This window comes from Stenotrophomonas sp. TWI1183 (assembly GCF_039673115.1).
Classification (GTDB): Bacteria; Pseudomonadota; Gammaproteobacteria; order Xanthomonadales; family Xanthomonadaceae; genus Stenotrophomonas; species Stenotrophomonas maltophilia_AA.
On sequence record NZ_JBDJKZ010000014.1, the window covers coordinates 13,264 to 37,653 of the forward strand.

General features: G+C 69.2%; 23 protein-coding genes. 1 reads left to right on the forward strand and 22 read right to left on the reverse strand.

Annotated features, from left to right (window positions below; translation table 11 throughout):
• Positions 1-68: 68 nt before the first annotated feature.
• Positions 69-1,439 (reverse strand): magnesium transporter, encoded by a 1,371-nt coding sequence (mgtE, locus tag ABE434_RS13220; protein ID WP_176987840.1) that lies wholly within the window; start codon positions 1,437-1,439, stop codon positions 69-71.
• Positions 1,440-1,784: 345 nt separating this feature from the next.
• Between mgtE and ABE434_RS13225 the strand changes: the two genes are divergently transcribed.
• On the forward strand, positions 1,785-3,590 hold the full coding sequence (locus ABE434_RS13225; protein ID WP_176987839.1) for a monovalent cation:proton antiporter-2 (CPA2) family protein: 1,806 nt from the start codon (positions 1,785-1,787) through the stop codon (positions 3,588-3,590).
• Between the two features lie 72 nt (positions 3,591-3,662).
• Here ABE434_RS13225 and ABE434_RS13230 read toward each other — a convergent pair whose 3' ends face one another.
• The 21 genes from ABE434_RS13230 to ABE434_RS13330 all read right to left on the reverse strand — a co-directional run bounded on the left by ABE434_RS13230 (position 3,663) and on the right by ABE434_RS13330 (position 24,376).
• Positions 3,663-6,998: an ankyrin repeat domain-containing protein gene (locus ABE434_RS13230; RefSeq protein WP_346479168.1), complete on the reverse strand. Its 3,336-nt coding sequence runs from the start codon at positions 6,996-6,998 to the stop codon at positions 3,663-3,665.
• Positions 6,991-7,257 (reverse strand): YcgL domain-containing protein, encoded by a 267-nt coding sequence (locus ABE434_RS13235; RefSeq protein ID WP_176987837.1) that lies wholly within the window; start codon positions 7,255-7,257, stop codon positions 6,991-6,993. Before ABE434_RS13235 ends, ABE434_RS13230 begins: the two co-directional genes overlap by 8 nt.
• Positions 7,258-7,487: 230 nt before the next feature.
• Entirely contained in the window at positions 7,488-7,925 is a 438-nt protein-coding gene (locus ABE434_RS13240; protein WP_319207511.1) for an excinuclease ATPase subunit, read from the reverse strand.
• Positions 7,926-8,000: 75 nt separating this feature from the next.
• A complete protein-coding gene (locus ABE434_RS13245) occupies positions 8,001-9,242 on the reverse strand; it encodes a beta-ketoacyl-ACP synthase (protein WP_346479169.1) in 1,242 nt (413 codons plus the stop codon).
• Positions 9,242-9,973 (reverse strand): 3-ketoacyl-ACP reductase FabG2, encoded by a 732-nt coding sequence (locus ABE434_RS13250; protein ID WP_346479170.1) that lies wholly within the window; start codon positions 9,971-9,973, stop codon positions 9,242-9,244. The genes ABE434_RS13245 and ABE434_RS13250 overlap by 1 nt, the downstream gene beginning before the upstream one ends.
• Positions 9,970-10,425 (reverse strand): hypothetical protein, encoded by a 456-nt coding sequence (locus ABE434_RS13255; RefSeq protein WP_257018678.1) that lies wholly within the window; start codon positions 10,423-10,425, stop codon positions 9,970-9,972. The genes ABE434_RS13250 and ABE434_RS13255 overlap by 4 nt, the downstream gene beginning before the upstream one ends.
• Positions 10,426-10,427: 2 nt before the next feature.
• Complete coding sequence (locus ABE434_RS13260) at positions 10,428-11,615, reverse strand: beta-ketoacyl-[acyl-carrier-protein] synthase family protein (RefSeq protein ID WP_346479171.1); 1,188 nt, start codon at positions 11,613-11,615, stop codon at positions 10,428-10,430.
• Positions 11,612-12,163, reverse strand: coding sequence for a DUF3261 domain-containing protein (locus ABE434_RS13265; protein WP_176987831.1), 552 nt, complete (start codon positions 12,161-12,163; stop codon positions 11,612-11,614). Before ABE434_RS13265 ends, ABE434_RS13260 begins: the two co-directional genes overlap by 4 nt.
• Positions 12,151-13,392: an NAD(P)/FAD-dependent oxidoreductase gene (locus tag ABE434_RS13270; RefSeq protein WP_346479172.1), complete on the reverse strand. Its 1,242-nt coding sequence runs from the start codon at positions 13,390-13,392 to the stop codon at positions 12,151-12,153. The genes ABE434_RS13265 and ABE434_RS13270 overlap by 13 nt, the downstream gene beginning before the upstream one ends.
• Before the next feature lie 44 nt (positions 13,393-13,436).
• Positions 13,437-15,782: an MMPL family transporter gene (locus ABE434_RS13275; protein ID WP_346479173.1), complete on the reverse strand. Its 2,346-nt coding sequence runs from the start codon at positions 15,780-15,782 to the stop codon at positions 13,437-13,439.
• Positions 15,775-16,395: an outer membrane lipoprotein carrier protein LolA gene (locus tag ABE434_RS13280; RefSeq protein ID WP_346479174.1), complete on the reverse strand. Its 621-nt coding sequence runs from the start codon at positions 16,393-16,395 to the stop codon at positions 15,775-15,777. The genes ABE434_RS13275 and ABE434_RS13280 overlap by 8 nt, the downstream gene beginning before the upstream one ends.
• Positions 16,392-16,814: a thioesterase family protein gene (locus ABE434_RS13285; protein ID WP_346479175.1), complete on the reverse strand. Its 423-nt coding sequence runs from the start codon at positions 16,812-16,814 to the stop codon at positions 16,392-16,394. Before ABE434_RS13285 ends, ABE434_RS13280 begins: the two co-directional genes overlap by 4 nt.
• A complete protein-coding gene (locus tag ABE434_RS13290) occupies positions 16,801-18,357 on the reverse strand; it encodes an aromatic amino acid ammonia-lyase (RefSeq protein ID WP_346479176.1) in 1,557 nt (518 codons plus the stop codon). Before ABE434_RS13290 ends, ABE434_RS13285 begins: the two co-directional genes overlap by 14 nt.
• Positions 18,347-19,294: an acyltransferase gene (locus tag ABE434_RS13295; protein ID WP_176987825.1), complete on the reverse strand. Its 948-nt coding sequence runs from the start codon at positions 19,292-19,294 to the stop codon at positions 18,347-18,349. Before ABE434_RS13295 ends, ABE434_RS13290 begins: the two co-directional genes overlap by 11 nt.
• A complete protein-coding gene (locus ABE434_RS13300) occupies positions 19,291-20,076 on the reverse strand; it encodes a glycosyltransferase family 2 protein (protein ID WP_346479177.1) in 786 nt (261 codons plus the stop codon). Before ABE434_RS13300 ends, ABE434_RS13295 begins: the two co-directional genes overlap by 4 nt.
• On the reverse strand, positions 20,069-21,754 hold the full coding sequence (locus tag ABE434_RS13305) for an AMP-binding protein (protein ID WP_346479178.1): 1,686 nt from the start codon (positions 21,752-21,754) through the stop codon (positions 20,069-20,071). Before ABE434_RS13305 ends, ABE434_RS13300 begins: the two co-directional genes overlap by 8 nt.
• Positions 21,747-22,298 carry a hypothetical protein gene (locus tag ABE434_RS13310; protein ID WP_176987822.1) on the reverse strand — a complete coding sequence of 184 codons (552 nt, stop codon included), beginning with the start codon at positions 22,296-22,298 and terminating at the stop codon, positions 21,747-21,749. The genes ABE434_RS13305 and ABE434_RS13310 overlap by 8 nt, the downstream gene beginning before the upstream one ends.
• 22 nt (positions 22,299-22,320) lie before the next feature.
• On the reverse strand, positions 22,321-22,578 hold the full coding sequence (locus ABE434_RS13315) for an acyl carrier protein (protein ID WP_176987821.1): 258 nt from the start codon (positions 22,576-22,578) through the stop codon (positions 22,321-22,323).
• 20 nt (positions 22,579-22,598) lie between these two features.
• Positions 22,599-22,859: a phosphopantetheine-binding protein gene (locus tag ABE434_RS13320; RefSeq protein ID WP_019185497.1), complete on the reverse strand. Its 261-nt coding sequence runs from the start codon at positions 22,857-22,859 to the stop codon at positions 22,599-22,601.
• Positions 22,846-23,649, reverse strand: coding sequence for a lysophospholipid acyltransferase family protein (locus tag ABE434_RS13325; protein ID WP_346479179.1), 804 nt, complete (start codon positions 23,647-23,649; stop codon positions 22,846-22,848). The genes ABE434_RS13320 and ABE434_RS13325 overlap by 14 nt, the downstream gene beginning before the upstream one ends.
• Positions 23,642-24,376, reverse strand: a complete 735-nt coding sequence (locus ABE434_RS13330) for a beta-ketoacyl synthase chain length factor (protein WP_346479180.1) — start codon at positions 24,374-24,376, stop codon at positions 23,642-23,644. The genes ABE434_RS13325 and ABE434_RS13330 overlap by 8 nt, the downstream gene beginning before the upstream one ends.
• Positions 24,377-24,390: the final 14 nt, after the last annotated feature.

The following is a 24,390-nucleotide window of genomic DNA, read 5'->3' on the forward strand; positions in this document are numbered from 1 at the left end:
AGACAGTAACAGGGACGGAGGTGGTTAATAACCACCTCCGTCCCTGTTATTAACTACCTCCGTCCCCGTTAAAGGAGGGTGCCGCGCAGGATCATCGCGGCGATGCTGAAGTAGATGACCAGGCCGGTGACGTCGACCAGCGTGGCCACGAACGGGGCCGAGGCGCTGGCCGGGTCGAAGCCGAGGCGCTTGAGGATGAAGGGCAGCATCGAGCCGGACAGCGAGCCGAAGGTGACGATCCCGACCAGCGCCGCGCCGATCGTCAGCGCCAGCAGCTGCCAGTGCTCGCCGTAGTCGTGCAGGCCCAGCAGCTGCCAGGACACGATGCGGATGATCGCCAGCACGCCCAGGATCGCGCCCAGGGTGATGCCGGTCGGCACCTCGCGCAGCGCCACCTTCCACCAGTCGCGCAGGCGCAGCTCGCGCAGGGCCAGGCTGCGGATCAGCAGCGAGGTGGCCTGCGAGCCGGAGTTGCCGCCCGAGCTCATGATCAACGGGATGAACAGCGTCAGCACCACCGCGCGCGCCAGTTCATCTTCGTAGTGCTGCATCGCGCTGGCGGTCAGCATTTCGCCGAGGAACAGCACGCTCAGCCAACCAGCCCGCTTGCGCAGCATCTCGAAGAAGCCGATCTGCATGTACGGCTTTTCCAGCGCTTCCATGCCGCCGAACTTGTGCACGTCCTCGGTGGATTCTTCGATCAGTGCATCCAGGATGTCATCCACGGTGACGATGCCGAGCACGTGGTGCTGCGCATCGACCACCGGGATCGCGAGCAGGTCGTGGCGGCGGATCAGCTGCGCGACCTCTTCCTGGTCCATCTGCACCTCCACCGTCACCGGCGGGTTGACCTGGGCGACGTCGAGGATGGGTTCCTCGGGCAGCCCGGTGATCAGCCGGCGCATGGTCACCACCTGCACCAGCGCGCGGGTGTGCGGGTCCAGCACGTAGATCGCGTACACCGTCTCGCGGGTGCGCTCGACCTCGCGGATGTGCTGCAGGGTGCGCCCGACCGTCCAGTCCGAAGGCACGCTGACGAACTCGGTGGTCATCAGCGCACCGGCGGTGTGCGCCGGGTAGCTCAGCAGCTGCTGGATCGCCTTGCGCGCTTCCGGGCTGAGCAGCGGGATCAGGCGCGCACGCTCGTCCTCGTCCAGCTCGTGGACGATATCGGTGGCGCGGTCGTCGGCCATCAGGCCCAGCAGGGCGGCCGCGCGGGCAACGGGCATCGCCGCCACCAGGTCGCCCCCGCGGTTGAGCTCGGGCTGTTCGAGCATCTTCACCGCACGCGGCAACGGCAACGCGGCCAGCGTGTCGGCGGCGCGCGACAGGCTCAGCGTGTTGAGGAATTCCACCGCATCGGCGGTGTTGAAATTATCGAGGGGTGCGCTCAACGAGGCGGCATCGGCCACCGGGCGCAGCAGGTCTTTCTGGTTCATCGTATTCGCCTGTGGGTATCGCATTGCGCGACGCCAACGCTGGCGAACCGACCCGTGTCAGGCGGTAGCCATCGCTGGCGTCGAGCAAGGTCGACTTCTACTGTCGCTGGACATGGGTTGGAGACTCCGGAGGGGTGTACTGCCGACGGCGGACGCGCCAGCAGCGGCGGGCAGTCTGGACCCGGGTGTGACGCAGGTCAACCCTTGGGCCGCGGCCCGTTCGGGTGACAGTGGCCTTCGGCGTCCATGCCGGCCGCATAATGGTGCGTGGCCCCGGCCACGGGCCCCGGCTGCCGGGGAGGTTTTCCACCCGCACGGCACACGATCCCATGAGCAGGTTCTCCCATGCATAGCGGCGCGCTCGAGCTGGCCCTGGTGCTGCTGCTGGCCGCAGTGATCGCGGTACCGGTGTTCAAGAAGCTCGGCCTCGGCGCGGTGCTCGGCTACCTGGCCGCCGGCGTGGTGCTCGGCCCGGATGGCCTGGGCTTCGTGCAGGACGCCGACCGCATCCTCAGTGCCGCCGAAATCGGCGTGGTGATGCTGCTGTTCGTGATCGGCCTGGAACTGTCCCCCGCCCGCCTGAAGGTGATGCGCCGCTCGGTGTTCGGGGCCGGCGCGCTGCAGGTGGCGCTGAGCGCGCTGGTGCTGGGCAGCCTGCTGATGCTGGATCACTTCCAGTGGAAGAGTGCATTGATCGTCGGCATCGCGCTGGCGCTGTCCTCCACGGCGGTCGGGCTGCAGCTGTTGTCCGAACACAAAGCGATCAACAGCGATTACGGGCGGCTCGGATTTGCGATCCTGCTGTTCCAGGACCTGATCGCGATCCCGTTGCTGGCGGCGATCCCGCTGCTCGGCGGTGCACGCAACGACACCCTGCAGTGGAATGACGTGGCGATCGCGATCGGTGCGCTGGCGGTGGTGATCCTGTGCGGCCGGCCGGTGCTGCGCCGGCTGTTCAACATCATCGCACGCACGCGCAGCCCGGAAGTGTTCACCGCGACCGCGCTGCTGGTCGTGCTCGGCACGGCGTGGTTCATGCAGGAGGCCGGCCTGAGCCCCAGCCTGGGCGCCTTCCTGGCCGGTGTGCTGTTGTCCGATTCGGAATTCCGCCACGAGCTGGAATCGCAGATCGAGCCGTTCAAGGGACTGCTGCTCGGCCTGTTCTTCATCGCCGTGGGCATGGGCATCGACCTGGACCGCATCGTCGCCGAGCCGATGATGATCGCGGCGGGCGTTGCGATCCTGCTGGTGGTGAAGTTCGGCCTGCTGTTCGGCATCGGCAAGCTGGCCAAACTGCGGACCCGCCACGCGGTGCTGCTGGGCAGCGTGCTGTGGCTCGGCGGCGAGTTCGCGTTCGTGGTGTTCAACGAGGCGCAGCGCGCGCATCTGCTCGGCAATGCCAACCATGACCGGCTGGTGGCGATCGTCGGCCTGTCGATGGCGATCACCCCGCTGCTGATGATCGGCCTGATCCGCCTGCTGGGTCGCGATGAGGGCCCCAAGGCCCCCGCCCAGCCTGCCGACACCGTCGATATCAACGATGTGCAGCCCCAGGTGATGATCGCCGGCATGGGCCGCTTCGGCCAGGTGGTGGCGCGCCTGCTGACCGCGCAGAAGATTCCGTTCGTGGCGCTGGAGTCGAATCCGGACACGGTCTCGGACCTGCGCCGCTTCGGCAACAAGCTGTATTACGGCGACCCGACCCGGCCGGAAATGCTGCGTGCCGCCGGCGGCGAGCACATCCGTGTGTATGTGGTCACGCTGGATGATCCGGACGCCAACATGCGGGCCACGCGGCTGATCCGGCGCATGTACCCGGATGCGGTGGTGCTGGTGCGCGCGCGCAACCGACAGCATGCGTGGCGCCTGATGGACATGTCCGCCGAGCCGTTCCGCGAAGTGTTCGGGACCAGCCTGGAACTGAGCGAACGGATGCTGATCGCGCTCGGCATGTCGGTGGAGACCGCGCGCAACCATGTGCAGCGTTTCCGCGAGCACGACGAGAAGCTGCTGCGCGACCAGTACCTGGTCTACGACGACGAAGCGGCGGTGATCCAGACCTCGCGCGATGCGCGTGCGGACCTGATGCATCTGTTTGAGGCAGATGCGGAGAGTGATGGGAAGGGTGCGGACGGCACCCCACCGCGTTGATGGACCTGGGGGTGCACCTGCCCGTGCATCATTGAGCGCTGCCGGCCAGCGGCCGGCACTACCAGGCGGGGCTCAGCCGTTATCGCGCAGGAACCGGGCCATCGAGGACACCCCCGGCACCAGCGGTTCGAATTCGCCGGCGACGTCGATGAAACCACGCATCACCGCGATCTCGCGCGGGCTGCGGTTGAGTGCGTCGCGCACGTCCGGGTCGGCGCCGGCACGCAGCAGGCGCTGCACCAGCAGCGGCAGGCCGTGCAGGGCCGCCAGATGCAGCGGGCCGAAGCCACGCGGATCCCGCACGTCCAGCGAGACCTCTTCGTCCAGCAGGCGCTCCACCGCGGCGAGCACGATCTGCTCGTCGCAGGCGGTGCCCGGTTCGGCGCGGGCGCCGAGCAGCAGCAGCAACGGCGTGACCGAGCCGGCGGCGGCCTGGTCCGGTTCGGCGCCGGCCAGCAGCAGCGTGTCGAGCAGCGCGAGCAGACGCGAGCGGTCGCGCGCACTGAAGCCGTACAGCGCGGCGCAGTGCAGCGGGCCGAGCTGCTGGGCGTCGCCCGCATGGACGTTGGCACCGGCGGTGAGCAGGCGCGAGACGATGTCCGGCAGGCCCAGCGCCGAGGCCAGCATCAGCACGGTGACACCGCCCGGCAGGCGGTATTCGAGTTCGGCACCGGCATCGAGCAGGGCCGAAACGATATCGATCTGGCGCATGCTCACCGCGGCCGACAGCGGCGTGGCGCCACTGGCCGCGGCATGCTGCGGATTCGCGCCGCGGGCAAGCAGCAGGTCGACCACGGCCAGGTGACCGCCACCGGCGGCACGCAGCAGCGCGGTGCAGCCCTGGGCGTCAACCACATCGACGCCGAAGCCGAGATCGATCAGGCGACGCACGGCATCTGCATCGCCGGCCATCGCCGCAGCCGGCAGGTCGCCGTCGCGCAGCGCGCGGCGCGGCAAAGGCCATACCCGCCAGTCCAGCCAGTCGGCGAGGTCGCGGCGACCGATCGACAGCGCCACGCCCAGCGGCGTCTGGCCGTCGGCCGCACGCGCTTCGGGTGAGGCGCCCTGCTGGACCAGCAGCTTGATCGAGCCTTCGCGTGCGAGCGCGGTGGCCAGATGCAGCGCGGTCATGCCATGGCTGTCGCGCGCTTCGCGGTCCACGCCCTGGGTGAGCAGCGCCTGCTGCAGGCGCAGCCAGCCCAGGCGCACCGCCAGCGACAGCGGCGGGTCGCCGGCCGGCGACGGCGCGAACGGATCCGCGCCGCGTTCCAGCAGTTCCAGCGCAAGTTGTTCCAGCCCGCGCGAGGCGTGGTCGTGCTGGGCGCAGGCGCTCAACAGCCGTGCCAGGCCACCGCGACCGGCCGGGGACAGGCCACGGCGCAGCAGCACCTGCAGCGCAGGCACCGCGTCGATGCCCCGCGCCAGCAGCGCGAACATCGGGGTATCACCGCAGGCATCGAGCACTTCGGGCGCCGCGCCGTGCGCGAGCAACCAGTCCAGCGCCTGTGGATCCAGCGCCAGTTCGGCATCGTGCAGCAGCGCACCGAGTTCCTCCGGCGCGCACAGGCGGGCCAGCGCGGCCATGCCCTCCACGTTGCCGAAGCTCAGCGCTTCGCGCAGCAGTTCCAGCGGCGGGCGGTCCGGCAACGAGGGCGCGGCCGCATCGCTGTCACCAGACATCACCAGGCCATCGCTGACCGCCGACGGCAGCGGATAGGCGGGATCCAGCAGCGAGACGATCGCCCAGCGCCCGGCGCCGGCGGCGATGTCCACCGCACGGCGGCCCTGTGGATCGGCCACGTCGACGGCGATGCCCAGGTCGCGCAGGCGGCGCACCAGCAGCGGCGACACGTTGTCCGCCATGCAGGCCAGCAGTACCGCATTGCGTCCTTCGCCGTCGACCGCATTGAGGTCGGGCTGGTGTGGCAGCAGGTGTTCCACCACGCCGGCACGGCCCCCGCGCGCGGCTTCCAGCCACGGCGTGCGCGCCAGTGCATCGCGCGCTTCCAGATTGGCGCCGGCGGCCAGCAGCACATCGATGATGTCGACATGGCCGGCCAGCGCGGCTTCGTGCAGCGCACTGCGGCGCTGGCGGTCGCGCGCGTCGGCGCGGGCCTTGTGCTTGAGCAGCAGCTGCACACCGGCCGGATCGTCTTCTTCGGTACCGGCGGCGGCAAGCAGCACGGGCGTACCTTCGGCCGGCTCGGTCTTCGCGCCGCGTTCGAGCAGGAACTTGGCCAGACGCCAGTTGCCGACCTGGCAGGCGACTGCCAGCGGTGACCAGCCATCGTCGTTCAGCGCATCCACTTCGGCGGCGGCATCGCGCAGCAACGCGGCGACGCCGGGATCGGAACTGCGCGCGGCATGGTGCAGGGGGGTGTTGCCTTCGCTGTCCACCGCACGCGGATCGGCGCCGTTGGCGAGCAGGGTCATCACCGCCTCGGGGCGACCGTGCCAGCTGTCGCGGGTGGCGGCCAGCAGCGGGGTCATGCCGCGATGCGGCGCGTTGACGCCCACGCCGCGGGCGATCAGTTCACGCAGCAGGCGCAGGTCCGGCAGCACCGCGGCGAGCACGGCCAGGCTGCGCTGGTCGCGCCAGGCCGGATCAGGCAGGCCGTGCGGGTCCGCGCCGGCCTGCAGCAGCTGCAGGGCGCGGTCGACCCGGCCGCTGCGCGCGGCGTCGTACAGCGCCGGCTGTTGTTCGTGCAGGCCGATCGATTCCAGCGGCGTGGGCTCGGCGTGGTGCCCGGCGAACGGATCCTCGCGGTCGCCACTCATCTGGACCGGCAATGTCGCCGTCAACGCGTCGGCCGGTGCGATCGCCTGCAGCAGCAGGTGCGCCAACGGCGACAGCAGCACGACCGCAGCGGCGGTCGGCCAGTGCAGTGCGTCCGACACCAGCCCCGGCCACGCCGGCAGCACCACCAGCGCGCAGACCAGCACCACCAGCGCGGCGACGGCCAGGCCGCGCCAGGCGGTCAGGTCGCGCCCGGCCAGGGTCTGCCAGTGGCGCGCCAGGCTGCCTTCGCTGCGCTCCACGTCATTCCACAACGGCCAGGTCCGCCAGACCCCGAGCAGCGCGGCGCTGACCGCCACGCTCAGGCCCAGCACGGCCGCCAGGCTGCCGCTGTCGTGCAGTGCGCTCAGTGGCCAGGCCACCAGCAACGTCAGCAGCAGCGGGCCGAGGGACCACAGCGCCAGCAGCGCGGGAGCATCCTGGCGCGCCACCTGTGGCAGCGCTTGCAGCGGCCGGGTGCGGCGCCACCACGACACCGCCAGCGCGAATGCGGGCTGGGCCAGCGCGGCGCATACGGCGCCGGGCACGCCACCGACGGCCGCAGCCAGGGCCAGCAGCACGCCGAGCGTGGCAGCGGAGGCAACGGCGCGGGGGCGTTGGGCGTCAGTCATTGCGTCGCGGGATCCGGACCGGCGCCAGGGGCGGCGGCGGCAGCTGCAGGTGGAATCCCCGCTCGGTCAGGTTCTGGCGCACTTGTGCGGCATCGGCCTGGGCGAGGCGACGGTCGGGAGTCAGGGCCACTTCGAGAACGAACTGGAACGGCGCCAGCGAGGCCTTCACCGCGTCCGGGATGACCGAGAAGTCATCACGAACGGCGAGATAGACGAAGCTGTCCTGCTTGCGTTGGCTTTTATAGACGTAGGCTTGCATGCCGCAGGGCTTTGCCCAGGGTAGTGAATGGCAATGATTGTGGAGGAAAGCCGGCACAGGTGAAAGCTGCGTGCACGCTCTGCTGTCGGTTTTCCGTCGCGGGACAGCATGGGGTTCATCAATGTCGCGATGTCGTTCAGCTGGGCGCCGCTGCAGTCTGCCCATGCCGCCGTGATGAATGCGTCGCTTTCCGCCGACCACCGCCCCGGGGGGACGGTGGTCGTGCGTGCTTATTTCACCTTGGCGTAGGTGCCCTTCAGCGCCACGCCGGCCAGGATTGCGCCCGCATAGCATTCGTAGTTGGTGGTGCTCTTGAACTCGTTCTTCTTGTAGTAGCTGACGATGTCGACCACGGCATTGGCACCGCGTGACTTTGCGCCATCCTGCAGCGCGCGCAGCGCCGACAGGGCTACCCACCGGCAGGCCTCGGCGTCGCTCTTGTTGGCGGCGTTGGTCTTCTTGTTGGTCACGTCCTCGCCCAGGCGTTCCACCACGCTGACCTTTTCACCGGCCAGATAGAACTTCACGCTGCCGTCGATGCCGACATTGCGGGCTTCAGCGGAATTGACCAGCTCATGCAGCGACTGCTCGACACGGGTGTCGCGAGCCTGGGCGGTGCTGGCAACGGCGAGCAGGGCGGTGGCGGCGATCAGGGCAAAACGACGCATTCAACTTTCTCCTTGTTGGGGGGATGCGAGGGGTCTACGGAACGGCCGGCCCGCGACGCGGGCCGGAAACTGCGGTCAGTCCTGCCAGCGGCGGAAGATCAACGAGGTGTTGATGCCGCCGAAGGCGAAGTTGTTGCTCATGACGTAGTCGGTCTGCAATGCGCGGCCCTCGCCGGCGATGTAATCCAGCGCACCGCAGCGGGGATCGACCTCATGCAGATTCAGGGTCGGGGCGAACCAGCCCTCGCGCATCATCTCGATGCTGAGCCAGGCTTCGAACGCACCGCAGGCCCCGAGCATGTGGCCGACGTAGCTCTTCAGCGAGCTGATCGGCATGCCCGGCCCGAACACCTGGTGGGTGGCCTGGGTTTCGGCGATGTCGCCGTGCTCGGTGGCGGTGCCGTGTGCGTTGACGTAGCCGATCCGGTCGGCGGCCAGCCCGGCATCTTCCAGCGCCAGCCGCATCGCCTGCGCCATGGTGCCGGCGCTGGGCTGGGTGACATGCTGGCCATCGCTGTTGGTTCCGTAGCCGACCACTTCGGCCAGGATCGTGGCGCCGCGCGCCTGCGCATGCTCCAGCTCTTCCAGGATCAGCGTGCAGGCGCCCTCGCCCAGCACCAGGCCGTCGCGGTGCGCATCGAAGGGGCTGGGCGTGGTCTGCGGCGCGTCATTGCGCACACTGGTGGCGAACAGGGTGTCGAACACCGCCGCGGCGGTGGCGTCGAGCTGCTCGGCACCGCCGGTGACCATCACCGTCTGCTTGCCGCTGCGGATCGCTTCATATCCCGAGCCCACGCCCTGGCTGCCCGAGGTGCAGGCGCTGGAGGTGGTGTAGACGCGGCCGGACAAACCGAAGAACACGCCGATGTTCACCGGCGAGGTGTGGCTCATCATCTTCAGGTAGGTGGTGGCGCTGATGCCTTCGGTGGTGTGCTCATGGAGCATCCGGCCGAACTCGGCGGTGGCTTCGTGGCTGCCCGAGGACGAACCGTAGGCGACGCCGGCCATGCCACTGCGCAGCACCGGATGGCCCAGCAGGCCGGCCGTCTCCAGCGCCAGTTCGGTGGCGCGCACCGACATCACCGCCACCTTGCCCATGCTGCGGGTGGTCTTGCGGTTGTAGTTGGACGGGAGCTCGAATTCCTCGGCTGGCGCGGCCAGGCGGGTATTCAGGCCATCGAACACTTCCCACTCGGGGATGTAGCGCACCGCGTTGGTCCGCGCCTGCAGGCGCGCGCGGATGCTCGTCCAATCCTGCCCGAGCGGGCTGATGGCAGCGGCGCCAGTGACCACGACGCGACGATCGGGACGGGCCATCAGACCATGCCTCCGTTGACCGAGATCACCTGTCGGGTGATGTACCCGGCCGATTCGGAGAGCAGGAAGGACACGGCTGCAGCGACCTCGTCCGGCTGGCCCAGGCGGTTGGCGGGAATCAACTTGAGCGCGTGCTCGACGACTTCCTCATTGACCATCTCGGTCTCGATCAGGCCGGGGGCCACGCAGTTGACGGTGATCGCGCGGCTGGCCAGTTCCAGCGCCAGCGCCTTGGTGGCGCCGATGATCCCGGCCTTGGCCGCACTGTAGTTGGTCTGGCCGCGGTTGCCGACCAGGCCGGACACCGAGGACAAGGTGACGATGCGGCCCGGCTTGCGCCGGCGGACCAGCGGCATCACCAACGGATGCAGCACGTTGTAGAAGCTGTCCAGGTTGGTGTGGATGACGGCATCCCAATCCTTGGCCGGCATCGCCGGGAAGGCGCCGTCACGGGCGATGCCCGCGTTGCAGACCACCCCGTAATAGGTGCCGTGCTCGGCGATGTCCGCTTCCAGCGCGGTGCGCGCGGCGTCACGGTCGGCCACATCGAACATCAGCACCCGGGCCTGGCGGCCCAGGGCCTGGATCTCGGCCACCACGGCCTGCGCTTCCTCGATGCGGCTGCGGCAATGCACCACCACATCGAAGCCGTCGCGCGCGCAACGCAGCGCCACGGCACGGCCGATGCCACGGCTGGCGCCGGTCACCAGCACGGTCAAATTCCCTGTCATGCCTCTCCAGTCTCCAGATAGGCCATCGCATCCGTGGGTTCAAACACGGAGACGTTGGCGACCGCCATTTCGATATCACCTGCCAGGATCCGGCAGGCGAACATGCCCAGGCCATTCTCGCCCAACAGCTCGCAGTTCGCCTCCACCCGCAGGCAACTGCCGGCGGCGAAGAACGGCTGGTGGGCGGTGTAACGGCGGGTGCCGAGCAGGAAGCCGATCGACGGCGCCCGGCCGGCATGGCGCGCGCGGCACCCGGCCCAGGCGGCGATCGCCTGGGCCATGTATTCGACCCCGACCCAGGCAGGAACACCGTCGGGGGTGCAGAACAGACCCTGCGCCGGCACGTCCACCTCGACCGCGATGGATGCGTCCTCCCAGGCCACCACGCGGTGGATCAGGCGCATGCTGTCGCGGTGCGGGAGCACCGCGTCGATGTCATCGGGCAGCGGCATGCTCATCCCCGGGCCAGCGCCAGCACGGCATTGCTGCCACCGAAGGCGAACGAGTGGCTGAGCACATGCTGCAGCGGCCGCGCGGCGCACGTGCCCGGTGCCACCAGCGCCAGCGCCGGCAACGCGTCATCGGCCTGCCCGTCCCACCAGTGGGTGGGCAGCTGCTGGTCCGGGTTGTCCGCCAGCGTCATCCAGCACAGCGCCGCTTCGATCGCCCCGGAGGCACCGAGCGTGTGCCCGGTCAGCGGCTTGGTCGAGCTGGCCGGCACCTGCGTGCCGAGCACCGCCGCGACCGCCTGGCTTTCCATCGCATCGTTGTGGCCGGTGGCGGTGCCGTGCAGGTTCACGTAGTCGATCTGCGCCGCGGCCAGGCCGGCCCGGTCCAGCGCCTGCTGCATGGCATCGATCGCGCCGCGTGCCTGCGGGTCCGGGGCGGACATGTGGTGCGCGTCGGAGGATTCGCCCCAACCGCCCAGACGCACGGGGCCCGGCTCGCGCGTCATCAGGAACAGCGCCGCGCCTTCGCCGATGTTGATCCCGCTGCGGTTCACCGAGAACGGATTGCAGCGCGACGCCGAGACCGACTCCAGCGCGCTGAACCCGGCCACGGTGAAGCGGCACATCGAATCCGCGCCGCCGGCGACCACCGCATCGACCGCGCCGGCCTGCAGCAGGCGCGCGGCCGACATCAGCGCCTTGGCGCTGGAGGAACACGCGGTGGAGATCGTCCACGCCGGGCCGGTGCTGCCGATCCGCTCGCGCACGAAGCGCGCGGCGGTCCCCATTTCCTGCTGCGCATAATGGAAATCGGCCGGCCATGTGCCGTCGCGATGGTAGCTGCGCAGCGCGCTCTCCGATTCGCCGATGCCCGAGGTGCTGGTGCCGATGATCACCGCCACGCGCTCGGCGCCAAAGCGGGCCACGGCGGCAGCGACGGCCTCGCGGATCTGGCCGAGCGCAGCGTCGAGCAGGCCGTTGTTGCGGCCACGCAGGGCCACCGGCAGCTCGGCCAGGTCCGGCAACGGCGCATGGACCTCGCCCAGTGCCAGCGTGCGGCCGGGCAGGATGGCATCGTTGTCGCGCAATCCGCCGGGCTGTGGCGCGAACAGGCCGCCGCGCACCTCGGCGCGGTCGGCGCCCAGCGCACAGATCACGCCCAGTTCGTTCAGATAGACCGCACAGCTGCTCACTCTTGGCCCTGCCCCATGTCCATCGATTCGATCACCAGTTCATAGCCCTCGGCCAGGTTGCGCAGGCGCACGCGGCCATCGGGCAGCGTGTCGCGCACCAGCCAGGATTTGCCGCCCTGCTCCAGGCTCCGCACGCCATCGGATTCCTGCAGGGTCCAGCCGGCCGGCAGTGCGGCGCGGATCGCCGCCGCCGGCCAGAGCGAGAACTGCAGGTCGTCCAGCACGCGTTCACCGCGCACCTGCGGCGGCAGCCACGGCGCACGGGTCTGTTCCAGGTGCTGCCCATCCCAGACCATGCGCACGCCGGTCTGGCCCATGGCCTGCACGGCCAGCCGCACCTGCCCGGCATCCACTTCCAGCAGCGCATCCAGCTCGCGCTCGTGGCTGCCGAAGCGGAACTGCAGGCGCTGCTGCAGCTGCACCGGCTGCGGCAACGCCGAGGGCGCCAGCTGCAGCGTGGGCAGCTGTACCAGCGGCGTGGGCATCCGGGTGCTGGCACACGCGGCCAGCAGCAGACTCAGCAACAGGGTCAGGATCAGGCGCTGCACAGTTCCTCCAATACGCGCAGGCGCCGGCCACTGGCATCGGCGACATACGGGTTCTGCGTGTCCCAGGCGTAGCCGGCCAGGATCGAGGAGATCATGCGGCGTACCTCCGGCTGCGGATCGGGATGGTAGATGATCTTCTGGAAGCCGCCGGCATACCAGGCCTCGACGAAGCGCCGGAAGGTCTTCACGCCGGCGCGCAGCGGCACCGAGAAGTCCTGCTCCCAGTCCACCGTTTCGCCGGCCTGTTCGCGTGCCAGGCAATCGCTGGCCAGCTGCGCCGATTTGAAGGCGATGGTCACGCCCGAGGAAAACACCGGGTCCAGGAACTCGCCGGCATTGCCCAGCAGCGCATAGCCCTCGCCCCACAATGAAGAGACGTTGGCCGAATAACCGGTGATGGTGCGCACCGGCAGCACCGCCCACTCGGCGTTCCTGAGCAGTCGGGTGAGGTTCGGGTCTTCGCCGACGATCGCCTGCAGCTTTTCCAGATCGGTACCGGGGTAGCGTTCGAAGAAGGTCGGCTCGGCCACCACGCCCAGCGAGCAGCAGCCGTTGGAGAACGGAATCGTCCAGTACCACACGTCCACGTGTTCGGGATGGGTGGTGATCAGGATTTTGTTGCGGTCGAAACCCGCGCCCGCTGGAATGTGGTCGCGCACGTGGCAGAAGATCGCGCCGCGCACCGGGAAGTTCGACGGCGACTCCAGCTTCAGCAGGCGCGGCAGCAGCCGGGCGAAGCCACTGGCATCGAGGATGAAGCCGGCTTCGATGGTGTATTCGCTGCCATCCGGGCGGCGCACCTGCACCTGCGCCGGGCGCCCGGGCTGCACCGACAGCACTTCATCGCCGAAGCGCAGCGTGGCGCCCATGCGCTCGGCACCGCGCGCCAGCACGTCATCGAAGTCGGCGCGCTGCACCTGGTAGGTGGTGCCCCAGCCGGGCGAGAACTTGTCGCGGAAGTCGAACTCGGTGGTCGCCTCGCCACGCACGAAGGCCGCGCCGTTCTTGTACTGGAACCCCGCCTGCACCACGTCCTGCAGCAGACCGGCAGCCTCGATGTACTCCATGCTCTGCGGCAGCAGGCTCTCGCCGATCGAGAAGCGCGGGAACTGCTGGCGCTCCAGGATCAGCACCTGGCGACCCTGCTGGCGCAGCATCGCAGCGGCCACGGACCCGGCCGGGCCGGCGCCGATGACCAGGATGTCAGTTCGTTCCACGTGCGGGTTCATCGGATACATCCTTGATCAGATCATGAAAGGGAAAACGCGGTCACTCAGTGCGGTGCGTCGTGCGGCGGTGGTCGGAACAGCGGCGAAATCAGCCAGACCAGGCCGATGCCGAACAGCAGGGTCAACCCGAACGCGCGCAGCGCCGGCGTGGCCGACAGCCCGAGCAGGCCGAAGGACAGCCAGGTACTGGCCGCGCCTACGCAGACCGCGAGCCAGGCACTGGCATCGCCGCGGTGTTCGATCAGGAAGATGCCGTAATCGATGCCCATGCCGAGCAGCAGCATCAAGGCGAGCACGTTGAACAGCTGCAGCGGCTGCCCGAACAGGCCCAGCAGTGCCAGCGTCAGCGCGCCGGCGACCAGGGTCGGCGCGAGCACGCGCCAGGCCTGCCCGCGGTAGCGCCAGTACAGCACCGCGAATACCAGCGCGATGCCGATCAACAGCAGGCCGCTCATCAGCTTGCGGTAGTGCTTGAGCAGCTGCGAGAAATCGGCGGTGCGGTCGACCCAGCGCACGCCGTCGATGCCCTTGGCCTGCGCTTCCAGCAGCGTCAGCGCATCGGCGCGCGAGAGGTCGTCGACCATCACCACCGAGGCCACGCCCTGCCCGACCGTGCCCAGCCACAGGTGGCGGAACGGCATCGCCGCCGGCGAGGCGAGGAAGGCCTCGGCCTGCAGATCCTGCGCGGCGTAGGCCGGGCGCAGCAGTGGCTCACCGACGGCCTCACCCACCTGGGCCAGCACCTGCGGCTCGACCTTGGCGGTCAACGCGGCGTCGGCGTGCTGCCGCTGCTGCGAAGGCAGCCAATCGCTGATCGCGCGGTACCCCCCGATCTGTTTGTCGGCCTCGAGCACGCGCAGGCGGTCGATCAGCGCTTCTTCGCGCTGCAGCACCTGTTCGGCGGTGTCGCCCTGCACCAGGTAGAACTGGGCCGGGCTGGGCATGCCGAGCATCTGGCTGATGCGGATCTGCTGGGCGATCAGCGCGGGCGGCGACGACTGCAGGCTGCGCAGATCATCGTTGGTCTGCAGGCGGGCGATGCCGAGCGCGGACAGCACGGTGACCACGCCCAGGAACACCGCGGCCCTGCGCCCATGCAGGCGCGGCCAGCGCTCCAGCGTGGCGCCGAGCCAGCGGGCGAACCCGGTGCGGCGGATCTCGCCGCCATCCAGCCACGGGAACCAGAAGATCACGGTCAGGAAGGCGGCCGCGAGGCCGACCACCGAGAACAGCGCCATCTGGCGAAGGCCCGGGAACGGCGCCAGGCCCAGCGCGAGATAGGCCAGCGCACTGGTCAGCAGGGCCAGCCACAGGCCGGGCAGCAGATGCCGCAGCAGCTTCCAGCGGCGGTCGGCGGGCTCGGCCTGGCGCGAGGCGAACCAGTGGATGCCGTAGTCCTCGGCAACACCGACCAGCGACGCACCGAACACCAGGGTCAGCACGTGCACCTTGCCGAACACCAGCACGGTCACCGCCAGCGCGACACCGCAGCCGATCAGCAGCGAGGCGGCAACCAGCAGGATCGGGCGCAGCGAGCGGAATGCCAGCCACACCAGCAGCAGCACCGCCGCCAGCGAGCCCCAGCCGATCGTATTGATTTCCCAGCTGGCCTGCACTGCCGCCGCTTCGGCATGCAGCGGCACGCCGGCACGCAGCACCTCCAGGCCCGGTGCCTGCTTCGTGGCGGCTTCCGCGGCGATATCCAGCAGCAGATCGATGTGCCGCTCGCCGTCCAGCTTGAATGCCGAACCGACCGTGTCGTACTGCACGATCGACCAATGCTTGCCGTCGGCCTCCAGCAGGCCGTCATCGCCCATCTGCAGGCCCGAGCCCAGCGCGCGTTCCTGCCACCACTGCGGCCACAGCGACAGCGGATCCTGGCGCCATTCGGTCAGGCGCGGTGCGCCCATCGGACCGTACAGCGCCGCCAGTGCCGACGCTGCCAGGCCCTCGGTGGGCTCGTCCTGCAGGCGCTCGCGCTGTGCGCTGGTCAGCAGGCGGTCGCGATACGGTGCGTAGAACGCGCGGGCCTGATCGAACCAGCCCTCGATCGAGCCGCTTTCCTGCAGCAGCGGGGCCGCGCCCTGCTCTGCCTTGATGGCGTCGCGGAAGGCCGCCTCGGCCGCCTTGGTCCGTGCCGCATCGGTGCTGCCCAGCAGCACCACGATCTGACGTGCATTGGCATCGGCGATGCGCCGGGTGACATCGGACAACAGGCGGTCATGCGCGTCCTGTGGCAACAGCGCGAGGATGTCGGTATCGATCCGGGATTCGCTCTTCCACAGCTGCCACTGCTGCACGCCGAGGCCGACCAGTACCAGCAGCCACACAATGGCCAGCCAGCGCCAGATGCGCTGCAGGCGGCCGTTCGAGGTCAGCACGTCATTCAAACCTGCCGCCCTCGTCCGCGCTCAGCGTGGCCGGCGTCTCGCTCATGCCCGCAAAGTGGATGCGGGTGACGTCCTGGTTGGCCTCGTTGATCTGGACTTCGCGCACGTAGCGGTCGCCGCTCAGGGTGAGCTGCGCGAACACCTTGCCGAGCATCGCCGAGCGCGGGGTCAGCTGCATCTTCCAGGCGTTGCCGGGCAACACCTCGACCTTGACCGTGAACTGCGCCGACAGCGCCTGCGCATCCCCGCTCATCAGCGCGAACATGATCGCGTTGACCGAGCGCATCGCCGGTTGCTGGCGGCCATCCATTTCGACGCGACTGCTGCCATCGCGTTGCCGGCTGAGGATGCGGTCACGGGTGACCACCACCTCGGAGGGGAACGGCTTGAGCGTGGTCCAGATCACCCCATGCGCCTGGGCCAGCACGAAGCGGCCCTGCGAGCGCAGCGGGTTCTTGAAGCCGGCGACCTGCTTCTCCTGGGTGAACTCGCCGCGCAGCACGTCGACCTTGGCCACGCGTTGTTTGACGACGTCCACATCGGTGGCGGCCCACGCCGGGGCGACCACCGCCAGCATCACCAGCACGCACAGCGTGCGCAGGAAACGGTTCATTGCGGTTGCACTCCCAGACGCTCCCACAGTACCGGCGGGCACAGGTAGAGCATTTCATTGGTGGCCGCGTCGACCGCGACCTGGATGGTATGGGCGCGGGTCAGCGTGGCACCGCTGTCCGCATCCAGGATCTCGTAGGCGATCTTCAAGCGGTTCTCCCACTCGGTGATCGTGGCGCGCACGCGCAGCGCCTGGCCGTACAGCAGCGGCCGGATGTACTTCACCCGCGCATCGACCACCGGCCACAGGTAGCCGGAATCGCGCATCTGCGGGTAGTCGTAGTCGTGGCGCTGCAGCAGCGCGCAGCGCGCGATCTCGAAGTACTTGAAGTAGTTGCCATGCCAGACCACCTGCATCGCATCGCAGTCGTGGAAGGCCGGCGACAGCGCCACCTCGAAGCTCAGCTCAGGCGTCGACATACAGCTCCCAGCGCTGTGCGCGGATATCGTCCAGCAGGGCGCGCAGCTCGCCATCCAGCGCACGGTCTTCCTCGACCAAGGCGATGCGCCCGGCGAGGTCCTGGTACATCGCGGCCAGGTCGCCGTGCAGGGTCGCCTTCATGCCGACGCGCTCGCGCAGGGCCACGCCCTGGCGGGCGGTGATCAGCAGCGCGGCGACGACCTGTTCGGTCAGTTCGATCACGCGCAGGCAATCGCGCGCGGCGATGGTGCCCATGCTGACCTTGTCCTGGTTGTGGCATTCGGTGGAACGCGAGAACACCGAGGCCGGCATGGTCTGCTTGAGCGCTTCGGCGGTCCAGGCCGAGACGCTGATCTGCAGCGCCTTCAGGCCATGGTTGATCGCCGCACGCTCACCGGTGGCGGCCGACAGGTTGGCCGGCAGGCCGTGGTTGTAGCGCGCGTCCACCACCAGGGCCATCTGCCGGTCGAGCAGATCGGCCAGGTTGGCGATGGTGTTCTTCAGCGCATCCATCGCAAAGGCGATATGGCCGCCGTAGAAATGGCCGCCATGCAGGATGCGCTCGCCTTCGACGTCGATCAGCGGATTGTCGTTGGCGCTGTTGAGCTCGGTTTCGATCAGCTGGCGGAAGAACGGCAGTGCGTCCTGCACCACGCCGATCACGTGCGGGGCGCAGCGCAGCGAGTACCGGTCCTGCAGGCGCTGTTCATTGCGCGGCGGGCGGTCGCTGTGCAGGTCCTGGCGCAGGCGCGCGGCGATCTGCGTCTGGCCCGGATGGGGCTTGGCGGCGAACAGCATTTCATCGAAATGGTGCGCGTTGCCGTCGCTGGCCAGCACGTTGAACGCGGTCAGGCGCGTGGCGAGCTTGGTCAGGTAATCGGCGCGGTCATACGCCAGGCAGGCCAGCGCGGTCATCACGGCGGTGCCGTTCATGATCGCCAGGCCTTCCTTGGGGCGCAGCCGCAGCGGGGTCATCCCGATCTCGGCCAGCACCTCGGCGGCCGGGCGGCGCGCGCCCTGGTACATCACCTCGCGCTCGCCGCACAGCACCGCGGCCACGTAGGACAGCGGGGTCAGATCGCCACTGGCGCCGACCGAGCCCTCGGCGGGAATCAGCGGCAGCACATCGTGGTGCAGCAGCGTGGCCAGGCCCTGCAGCAGCGGGTGGCTGACCCCGGACATGCCGCGCACCAGCGAGGCCAGGCGCGCGGCGATCACCGCGCGGGTTTCCTGCGGATCCAGGAAGCGCCCGAGGCCACAGCCGTGATAGGTGAACAGGTGATGCGGCAGCTCGGCCACCAGTGCTGGCGGAATGTTCACCGTGCACGAATCGCCGTAGCCGGTGGTCACCCCGTAGATGACGCCATCTTCGCGCAGCAGGCGATCGAGAAAGTCCGCGCCGCGCTGGATCCGCGCGGTGAACGCGGCATCGTCGGTGACGACGGCCCGGGCCTGGCGCTGCGACAGCGCGACCACGTCTTCGATGGTCAGCGGCGCATCGCCGAAGCGGACGGAGGGTGCCTGATCGGCCTTACTTGCCATGAGATGCCTGATCCCAGAAGGGGAAGAAATTGAACCAGTCCAAGGGTGCCTGGGTGACCTGAACTTCCAGCCACCGGGCGAAATGTTCGGCCTGCGCGGTCAGCGCGGCGTCACGCGAACCGCGCGGCAATACGATGCGGTCGGTGAACTGTTCGAAGCGCACCTGGTAGCCACGGCCATGATGCAGGCAGGCCATGGTGTAGACCGGGCAGGCCAGCGCCGCGGCCAGCACATAGGCGCCGATCGGGAACTGCGCGGTGTGGCCGAGGAACGAGGCCGGTACGGTGCGCCCGCCACGCAACGGCACGCGGTCGCCGACGATGGCCACGAAGCCGCCCGCCTCCACCCGGCGCTGCAGCTCGACCGCGGTGGCCGGGCCCATGTCGGTGACCTGCAGCAGCTCCACCGAGGCCAGCGGATCGAGCCGCTGCATCAGGCGGTTGAAGCGCTGCGCGTGGGCGGTGTGCACCAGCACGGTGATGTGGAAGCCCGGCACCCGCTCGGCCAATACCTGGCACAGCTCCAGGCAGCCGATGTGCGCGGTGAGGATCAGGCCGCCTTCGCGGCGCGCGATCTTGTCCAGGACCAGGTCGCGCTGCAGGTAGATGTGCTCGGGTGGATAGCGGCCACCCAGGCCGAGCAGCTTGTCGAGCATGGTGTCGGCAAACAGCGCGAAGTGCTTCAGGCTCTGCCAGCGTCCCGGTGCCGAGGCGAACACGCCGGTATGCGCCTGCAGGCGCTCCAGGTACTGCAGCGAGGATTCGCGCGCGACCCGGTTGGTCAACCAATGGCAGAGCACCACCGGGTAGACGCACAGGCGGAACGGCCAACGGCCGAACCAGCGATGCACCCAGCACAGGAACAGCACGCCGGCGGCCGAGGTGGACTCGCCGATGTCGGCCCAGTGCGGCGCGCTTCCGGGTGCAGGCGTGGTCATGCGCGCGGACCCGCGATGCGCTGCCACAGCAGCCGCGGCGCGCGCCACAGCATCCCGAAGAACAGGCGCGCATGCATGCGGCTGATGCGCACGTTGTCGCGCCAGACATCGAAGTGCGACACGCCATCGCTGGGATAGGTGACCGCGGTCGACACGCTGATCACCTTGATGCCACGCCAGAACAGCCGCACCAGGATCTCACTGTCGAAGTCCATGCGCCGGCCGATGGTTTCCTCGCCGATCAGGCGCGTCACCGGTGCCAGCGGGTACAGCCGGAAGCCGCACATCGAATCGCGGATCTGCAGCGAGAGCGTATTGATCCAGACCCAGATATGCGTGGCATAGCGCCCATACAGGCGGGCCTTCGGCACGCTGGCATCGTAGACCGGGATGCCGCAGATCACCGCCTCCGGCTGCGCCTGCGACAATGCCACGAAGCGCGGGATGTCGGCGGTTTCATGCTGGCCATCGGCATCGATCTGCAGCACGTGGGTGTACCCCAGGCGCGCCGCTTCGGCGAACCCGGCCAGCATCGCGCCGCCCTTGCCCTGGTTGACCGGCAACCGCAGCAGCGTCACCTGCGGTGCGTGCGCGCGCGCCAGCGCATCGAGCACCTGCGCGCACGGCAAGTGAGAACCATCGTCGACCAGCAGGCACGGTACGCCACTGGCCAGCACGCCCTGCACCACCGCGCCGATCGCGTGCGCGTGGTCGTACACCGGGATCACCACCAACGGGGCGAAGGCCGGCCTGCTCACGCGGGTAACGGTGTCCTCACGCATCGCCGAACACCACCCGGCCACTGGCGTGCACGCCGTGGTCGGAGACATAGCGGAAGCTCATGGCGGACTTGGCTGCATCCCAGCCCAGGCTCAGCTGCAGGCAGTCGCCCGGGCGCGCCACGTGCTGGAACTTAACCGCGTCCATCCGCAGGAACCGCGGCGGCATCGCGAACGCGCTGCGACCGTAGTGGATCGCCCAGTCCAGCTGGACCACGCCCGGGAGGATCTTCGCCTGCGGGAAGTGCCCGTCGAACGCGACCAGGTCCGGATCCAGCACGAACTGCAGCGCGGCGGTGGTGGCATCGCGCTGCTGCCACTCGGCCGTGGGCATCACCGGGCGGAACAGTGCGGCCAATGCCGCGACCGTGACCTTGCCCTGCGCGTTGAAGGGCAATGCGTCGATGAAACGCCAGCGACGCGGCCGGGTCACGGCGTCGTGGCTGCGCGCCAGGTGTGCGACGAGCTGCTGCGCCTGGCGGCGGCGCTCGGCATCGTCCCACTGGGCGGCGCCCGTCGCCTGCGGCACCACCACGGCGGCCAGCTGTTCGCGCGCGCCGGGCAGCACCAGGACGCGCACGTCCTGCACCGCCGGGTGCGCACGCAGCTGCTGCTCCAGGCCATCCAGCGAGACCCGGCGCTCTTCGATCTTGACGATGCGGTCGGCGCGGCCGAGCAGGCGGAAACTGTGGCCGTCATCGGCCACGGCCCGATCCTGGGTCAGCCACCAGTCGTCGCCGTCCAGGTGCGGCGAGCGGACCGCCAGGCAGCCCGCGTCGATCCGCCACGCCACGCCCGGCAGCGGATGCCACTGCGGCTGCTCGGCACTCCAGCGGCGCCAGGCGATGCCACCGGTCTCGCTGCTGCCGAACACCTCGGTCGGCGCCACGCCCATCAAGGCGCGCACCTGCAGCGCGGCCTCGGTCGGCAATGGCCCGCCGGAGGAGAACACCGCGCGCAGCTGGCCGCCCAGCGAGGACCAGTCCAGCTGCTCGGGCAGGCGTTTGAGATGGGCCGGGGTGGCCACCAGCACCGACGGCTGGCCGCCCAGCGCGCTGACCAGGTCTTCGTGGAAGAACCGCCGCGGCTGGATCGCGCGCCCGGCCACCAGCGGCCACAACACCCGGAACAGCAGCCCGTAGATGTGCTGGTGCGAGACCGTGCCCTGCACCTGCGCGCCATCGAGCTGCTCGCCGAAGGCGGCCTGCAGCGCATCCACCTCGTGGGTCAGCTGGCGCATGCGCTTGACGATCGCGCTCGGCGCGCCAGTGCTGCCAGAGGTGAACACCACCAGCTCCAGCACCGCCTCATCCAGCGGCTGCAGCACCCGCGCCGGGTCGACCTCCGCATCCGGCTGCAGCGGTGCGTACCGCGCCGGCACGTCACCGGCGAATCCGGCCACGCGCGGGCTCAGCCCTTCCAGCGTGGCCGGGAGGTTGTCGCCGCCGAGGAACACGCGCTTGCCGGCATGCCAGGCACCCAGCAGGGCGGCGGCGAAGGTGAGCGTGTCATCGAAATACAGCGCCCAGTCGGTGCCGGGCGCCCGCGCGAATGCCTGCTGCCAGCGCAGCACCTGCGCACGGAACTGCGGGTGGTCCACCACGGTGTCGCCGGCGATGCCGACGATGCGGCCGGGCCGCGGCGCCAGCGCCAACCGGTCAAGGGCGATCCACTCAGCCATGCGCGTGCGCCGCCTTGACCCGTCGCCGGACCAGCCATTCCCCGCCAAACAGCGCACCCATCATCACGTAGGCCAACACTCCGTTGTAGAACGCCCAGACCTGGTTGGACGCCCACAGCGCCGTGGCCAGGGCCAGACTTCCGTTGAGAACAAAGAAGCCGCACCAGATCCAGGTGACGCGGCGGGTATAGAGCACCGCGAACGGCGGCAGATCCGGCTCGCTCAACCGCGCCAGGCGCTCCACGGCACTGGGCCCGAAGCGCAGGCTGGTGGCGAAGATCACCAGCATCACCGCGTTCACCAGTGCCGGGTAAAGCTTCAGCGGCAGCGCCTCGTTGAAGGCCGTGGCGATCAGGGCGAGCAGGCCGGTGCCGAGCGCGGCCACCCACCACACCGCCTGGCGGGTGGTCAGCGCGCGCAGCGCGGCCAGGGTGAACAGCAGCAGCGACAACCAGCGCGGCTCGAACCGGCCGAGCGACAGGTAGACCACCAGCGGGTATGCCAGCGACAGCAACGCAAACGCCGCGACGCGTACCCGGACCATGGTCAGTCTTCAGCGATGGCCGTCAGGCGGCCGCTTGACCGGGCAACAGCCCGTGCACCACATCGACGATGTCCTGCACGGTACGCACCTGCTTGAACGCTTCCGGCTGCAGATTGCGGCCGAGCAGCGGCTTGAGCTGCACGATCAGGTCGACCGCGTCGATGCTGTCGATGTCCAGGTCGTCGTACAGCCGCGCCGCGGGCGTGATGCGGCTCGGCTCGATCTCAAAGCTGTCCTTGAGGATCTTGACGATGCGCTCGAAAAGTTCGGTCTTGGTCATGGGTAAATCCTGACGCGCCGTTAGGACGGCTGGCGTGCGGCGACAAACTCGCTCAGGGCACGCACGCTGGAGAAATGGCGACGGGTCTCTTCCGAATCGGCTGACAGGCTGACACCGTACTTTTTCTGCAGGGCCAATCCAAGTTCCAGCGCGTCGATCGAATCCAGGCCCAACCCCTCGACGAACAGGGGGGCGGCGGAATCGATGTCTTCGGGAGTAATGTCTTCCAGTGAAAGCGATGAAATGATCAATTCCTTGATCTCGTGCTCAAGTGCCTGCACGGGTCGGGTCTCCAGCGAAGTCGAAGTAATGGGCAAGATGATCGGTCACACGCCTGGCCGCCAAGGCATCCCCCCTGGGCGCATCGCCGGTCTCGTTCAGAAACGGGGCAATCGGGAGATCTTCCCCGACTTCCAGCTGAACGTGAAATCGCCGTGATGGCACACGATACCATTTCTCGCCCTTGGTCAGGGTCGGCGGGGTGCAGGTGATCCGCACCGGGGTGATGTCCAGCCGGCCCCGCACGGCGATGTTGGCCGCCCCGCGCTGCAGCTTCGGCGGCTGGCCGGGCACCGTGCGGGTGCCCTCGGGGAAGATCACCAGGGTGCCGCCGGCCCGGACCGCGGCGATGCAGTCGTCGACCAGCCCGGCACCGTCGTCATTGGAGACATAGCCCGCTGCCCGGACCGGGCCGCGCATGAACGGGTTGCGCGCCACCCCCTGCTTGACCACGCAGTCGGCATTGGGGAGCTGCGCGATCAACAGCACCACGTCGATCAGGGTCGGGTGGTTGGCCAGGATCAGCAGACCGTTGCGCTGCAGGCGCTCGCCCCCGCGGATGTCATACGTCATCAGCCCGAGCCGGTGCATCAGGCACACGTGGGTAGCGAACCCGGCCTGCACCAGCCGCCGGGCCAGCACGCGCCGGCGCACCGGATCGCGGATCAGCAGCAGCGACAGGAACAGCAGGCCGCCCAGCACCAGCCCGCCGATCCCGAAGGCGGCAAAGCTCAGGCCCGTGCCCAGCACCCGCCAGGCACGGTTGATCCTGGCCGGCCAACGCTCAGCCATGGCGCTGCCAGGTCCAATGCTGGCCGTCGGCATCCAGCCCCAGCGCAGGCCCGCCGTCGAGCAGGAAGCGCAGGGCTTCCAGGCCGTGCGGCAGCCCCTGGGAGGGACGGTCCTCGCCGCCGGCGCCCCAGCCCAGCGACAGCCGGGTGCCCGGGCCGTCGGCCGGTCCCAGCCGCCAGCACCAGGCGAAGAACGGGTCGGGCTCGTCGGCGAAGCCGGCGTAGATCGGTGGCAAGGGGGATTCATAGACCACCAGCCGCACCTCCGGCGCGCCATCGGCGAGCAGCCCGAAGGCCTCGACGCAGGCGGTCTCGACCGTGGCGCGGCCGGCCGCGAGGGCCAGATAGTTGCCCCGATGCCCGCGGGCGATCGAGTACAGCGCGGCGATCGCGTTGTGGACCGACAGCCCGAAGCCGGTCGGCGACATCGGCTGGTCCGCGCTCAAGGTATTGAGCAGTTCCATCGAGCGGGCCACATCGCCGTGGCGCGAGGCGAACACCAGCGGCACCTGGCCACCGTCGTCGGGCTGCTCGCACCAGCACGCGGTCTGGATCGCCATGCGCCCCAGCCGTTCGATCCGGCGCCGCTGCATGGCCGGCACTTCGGACAACGCCGGGGTATCGTCGCCGGCCGGCAGCCAGGGGGCCTTCGCCCACGCCTGCCACTCCGCCCGGGTCGTGATGCCCGGCGCCCACGCCGCCCAATCGATTACAGAAAACTCAATCATTCCCGCCAACATGA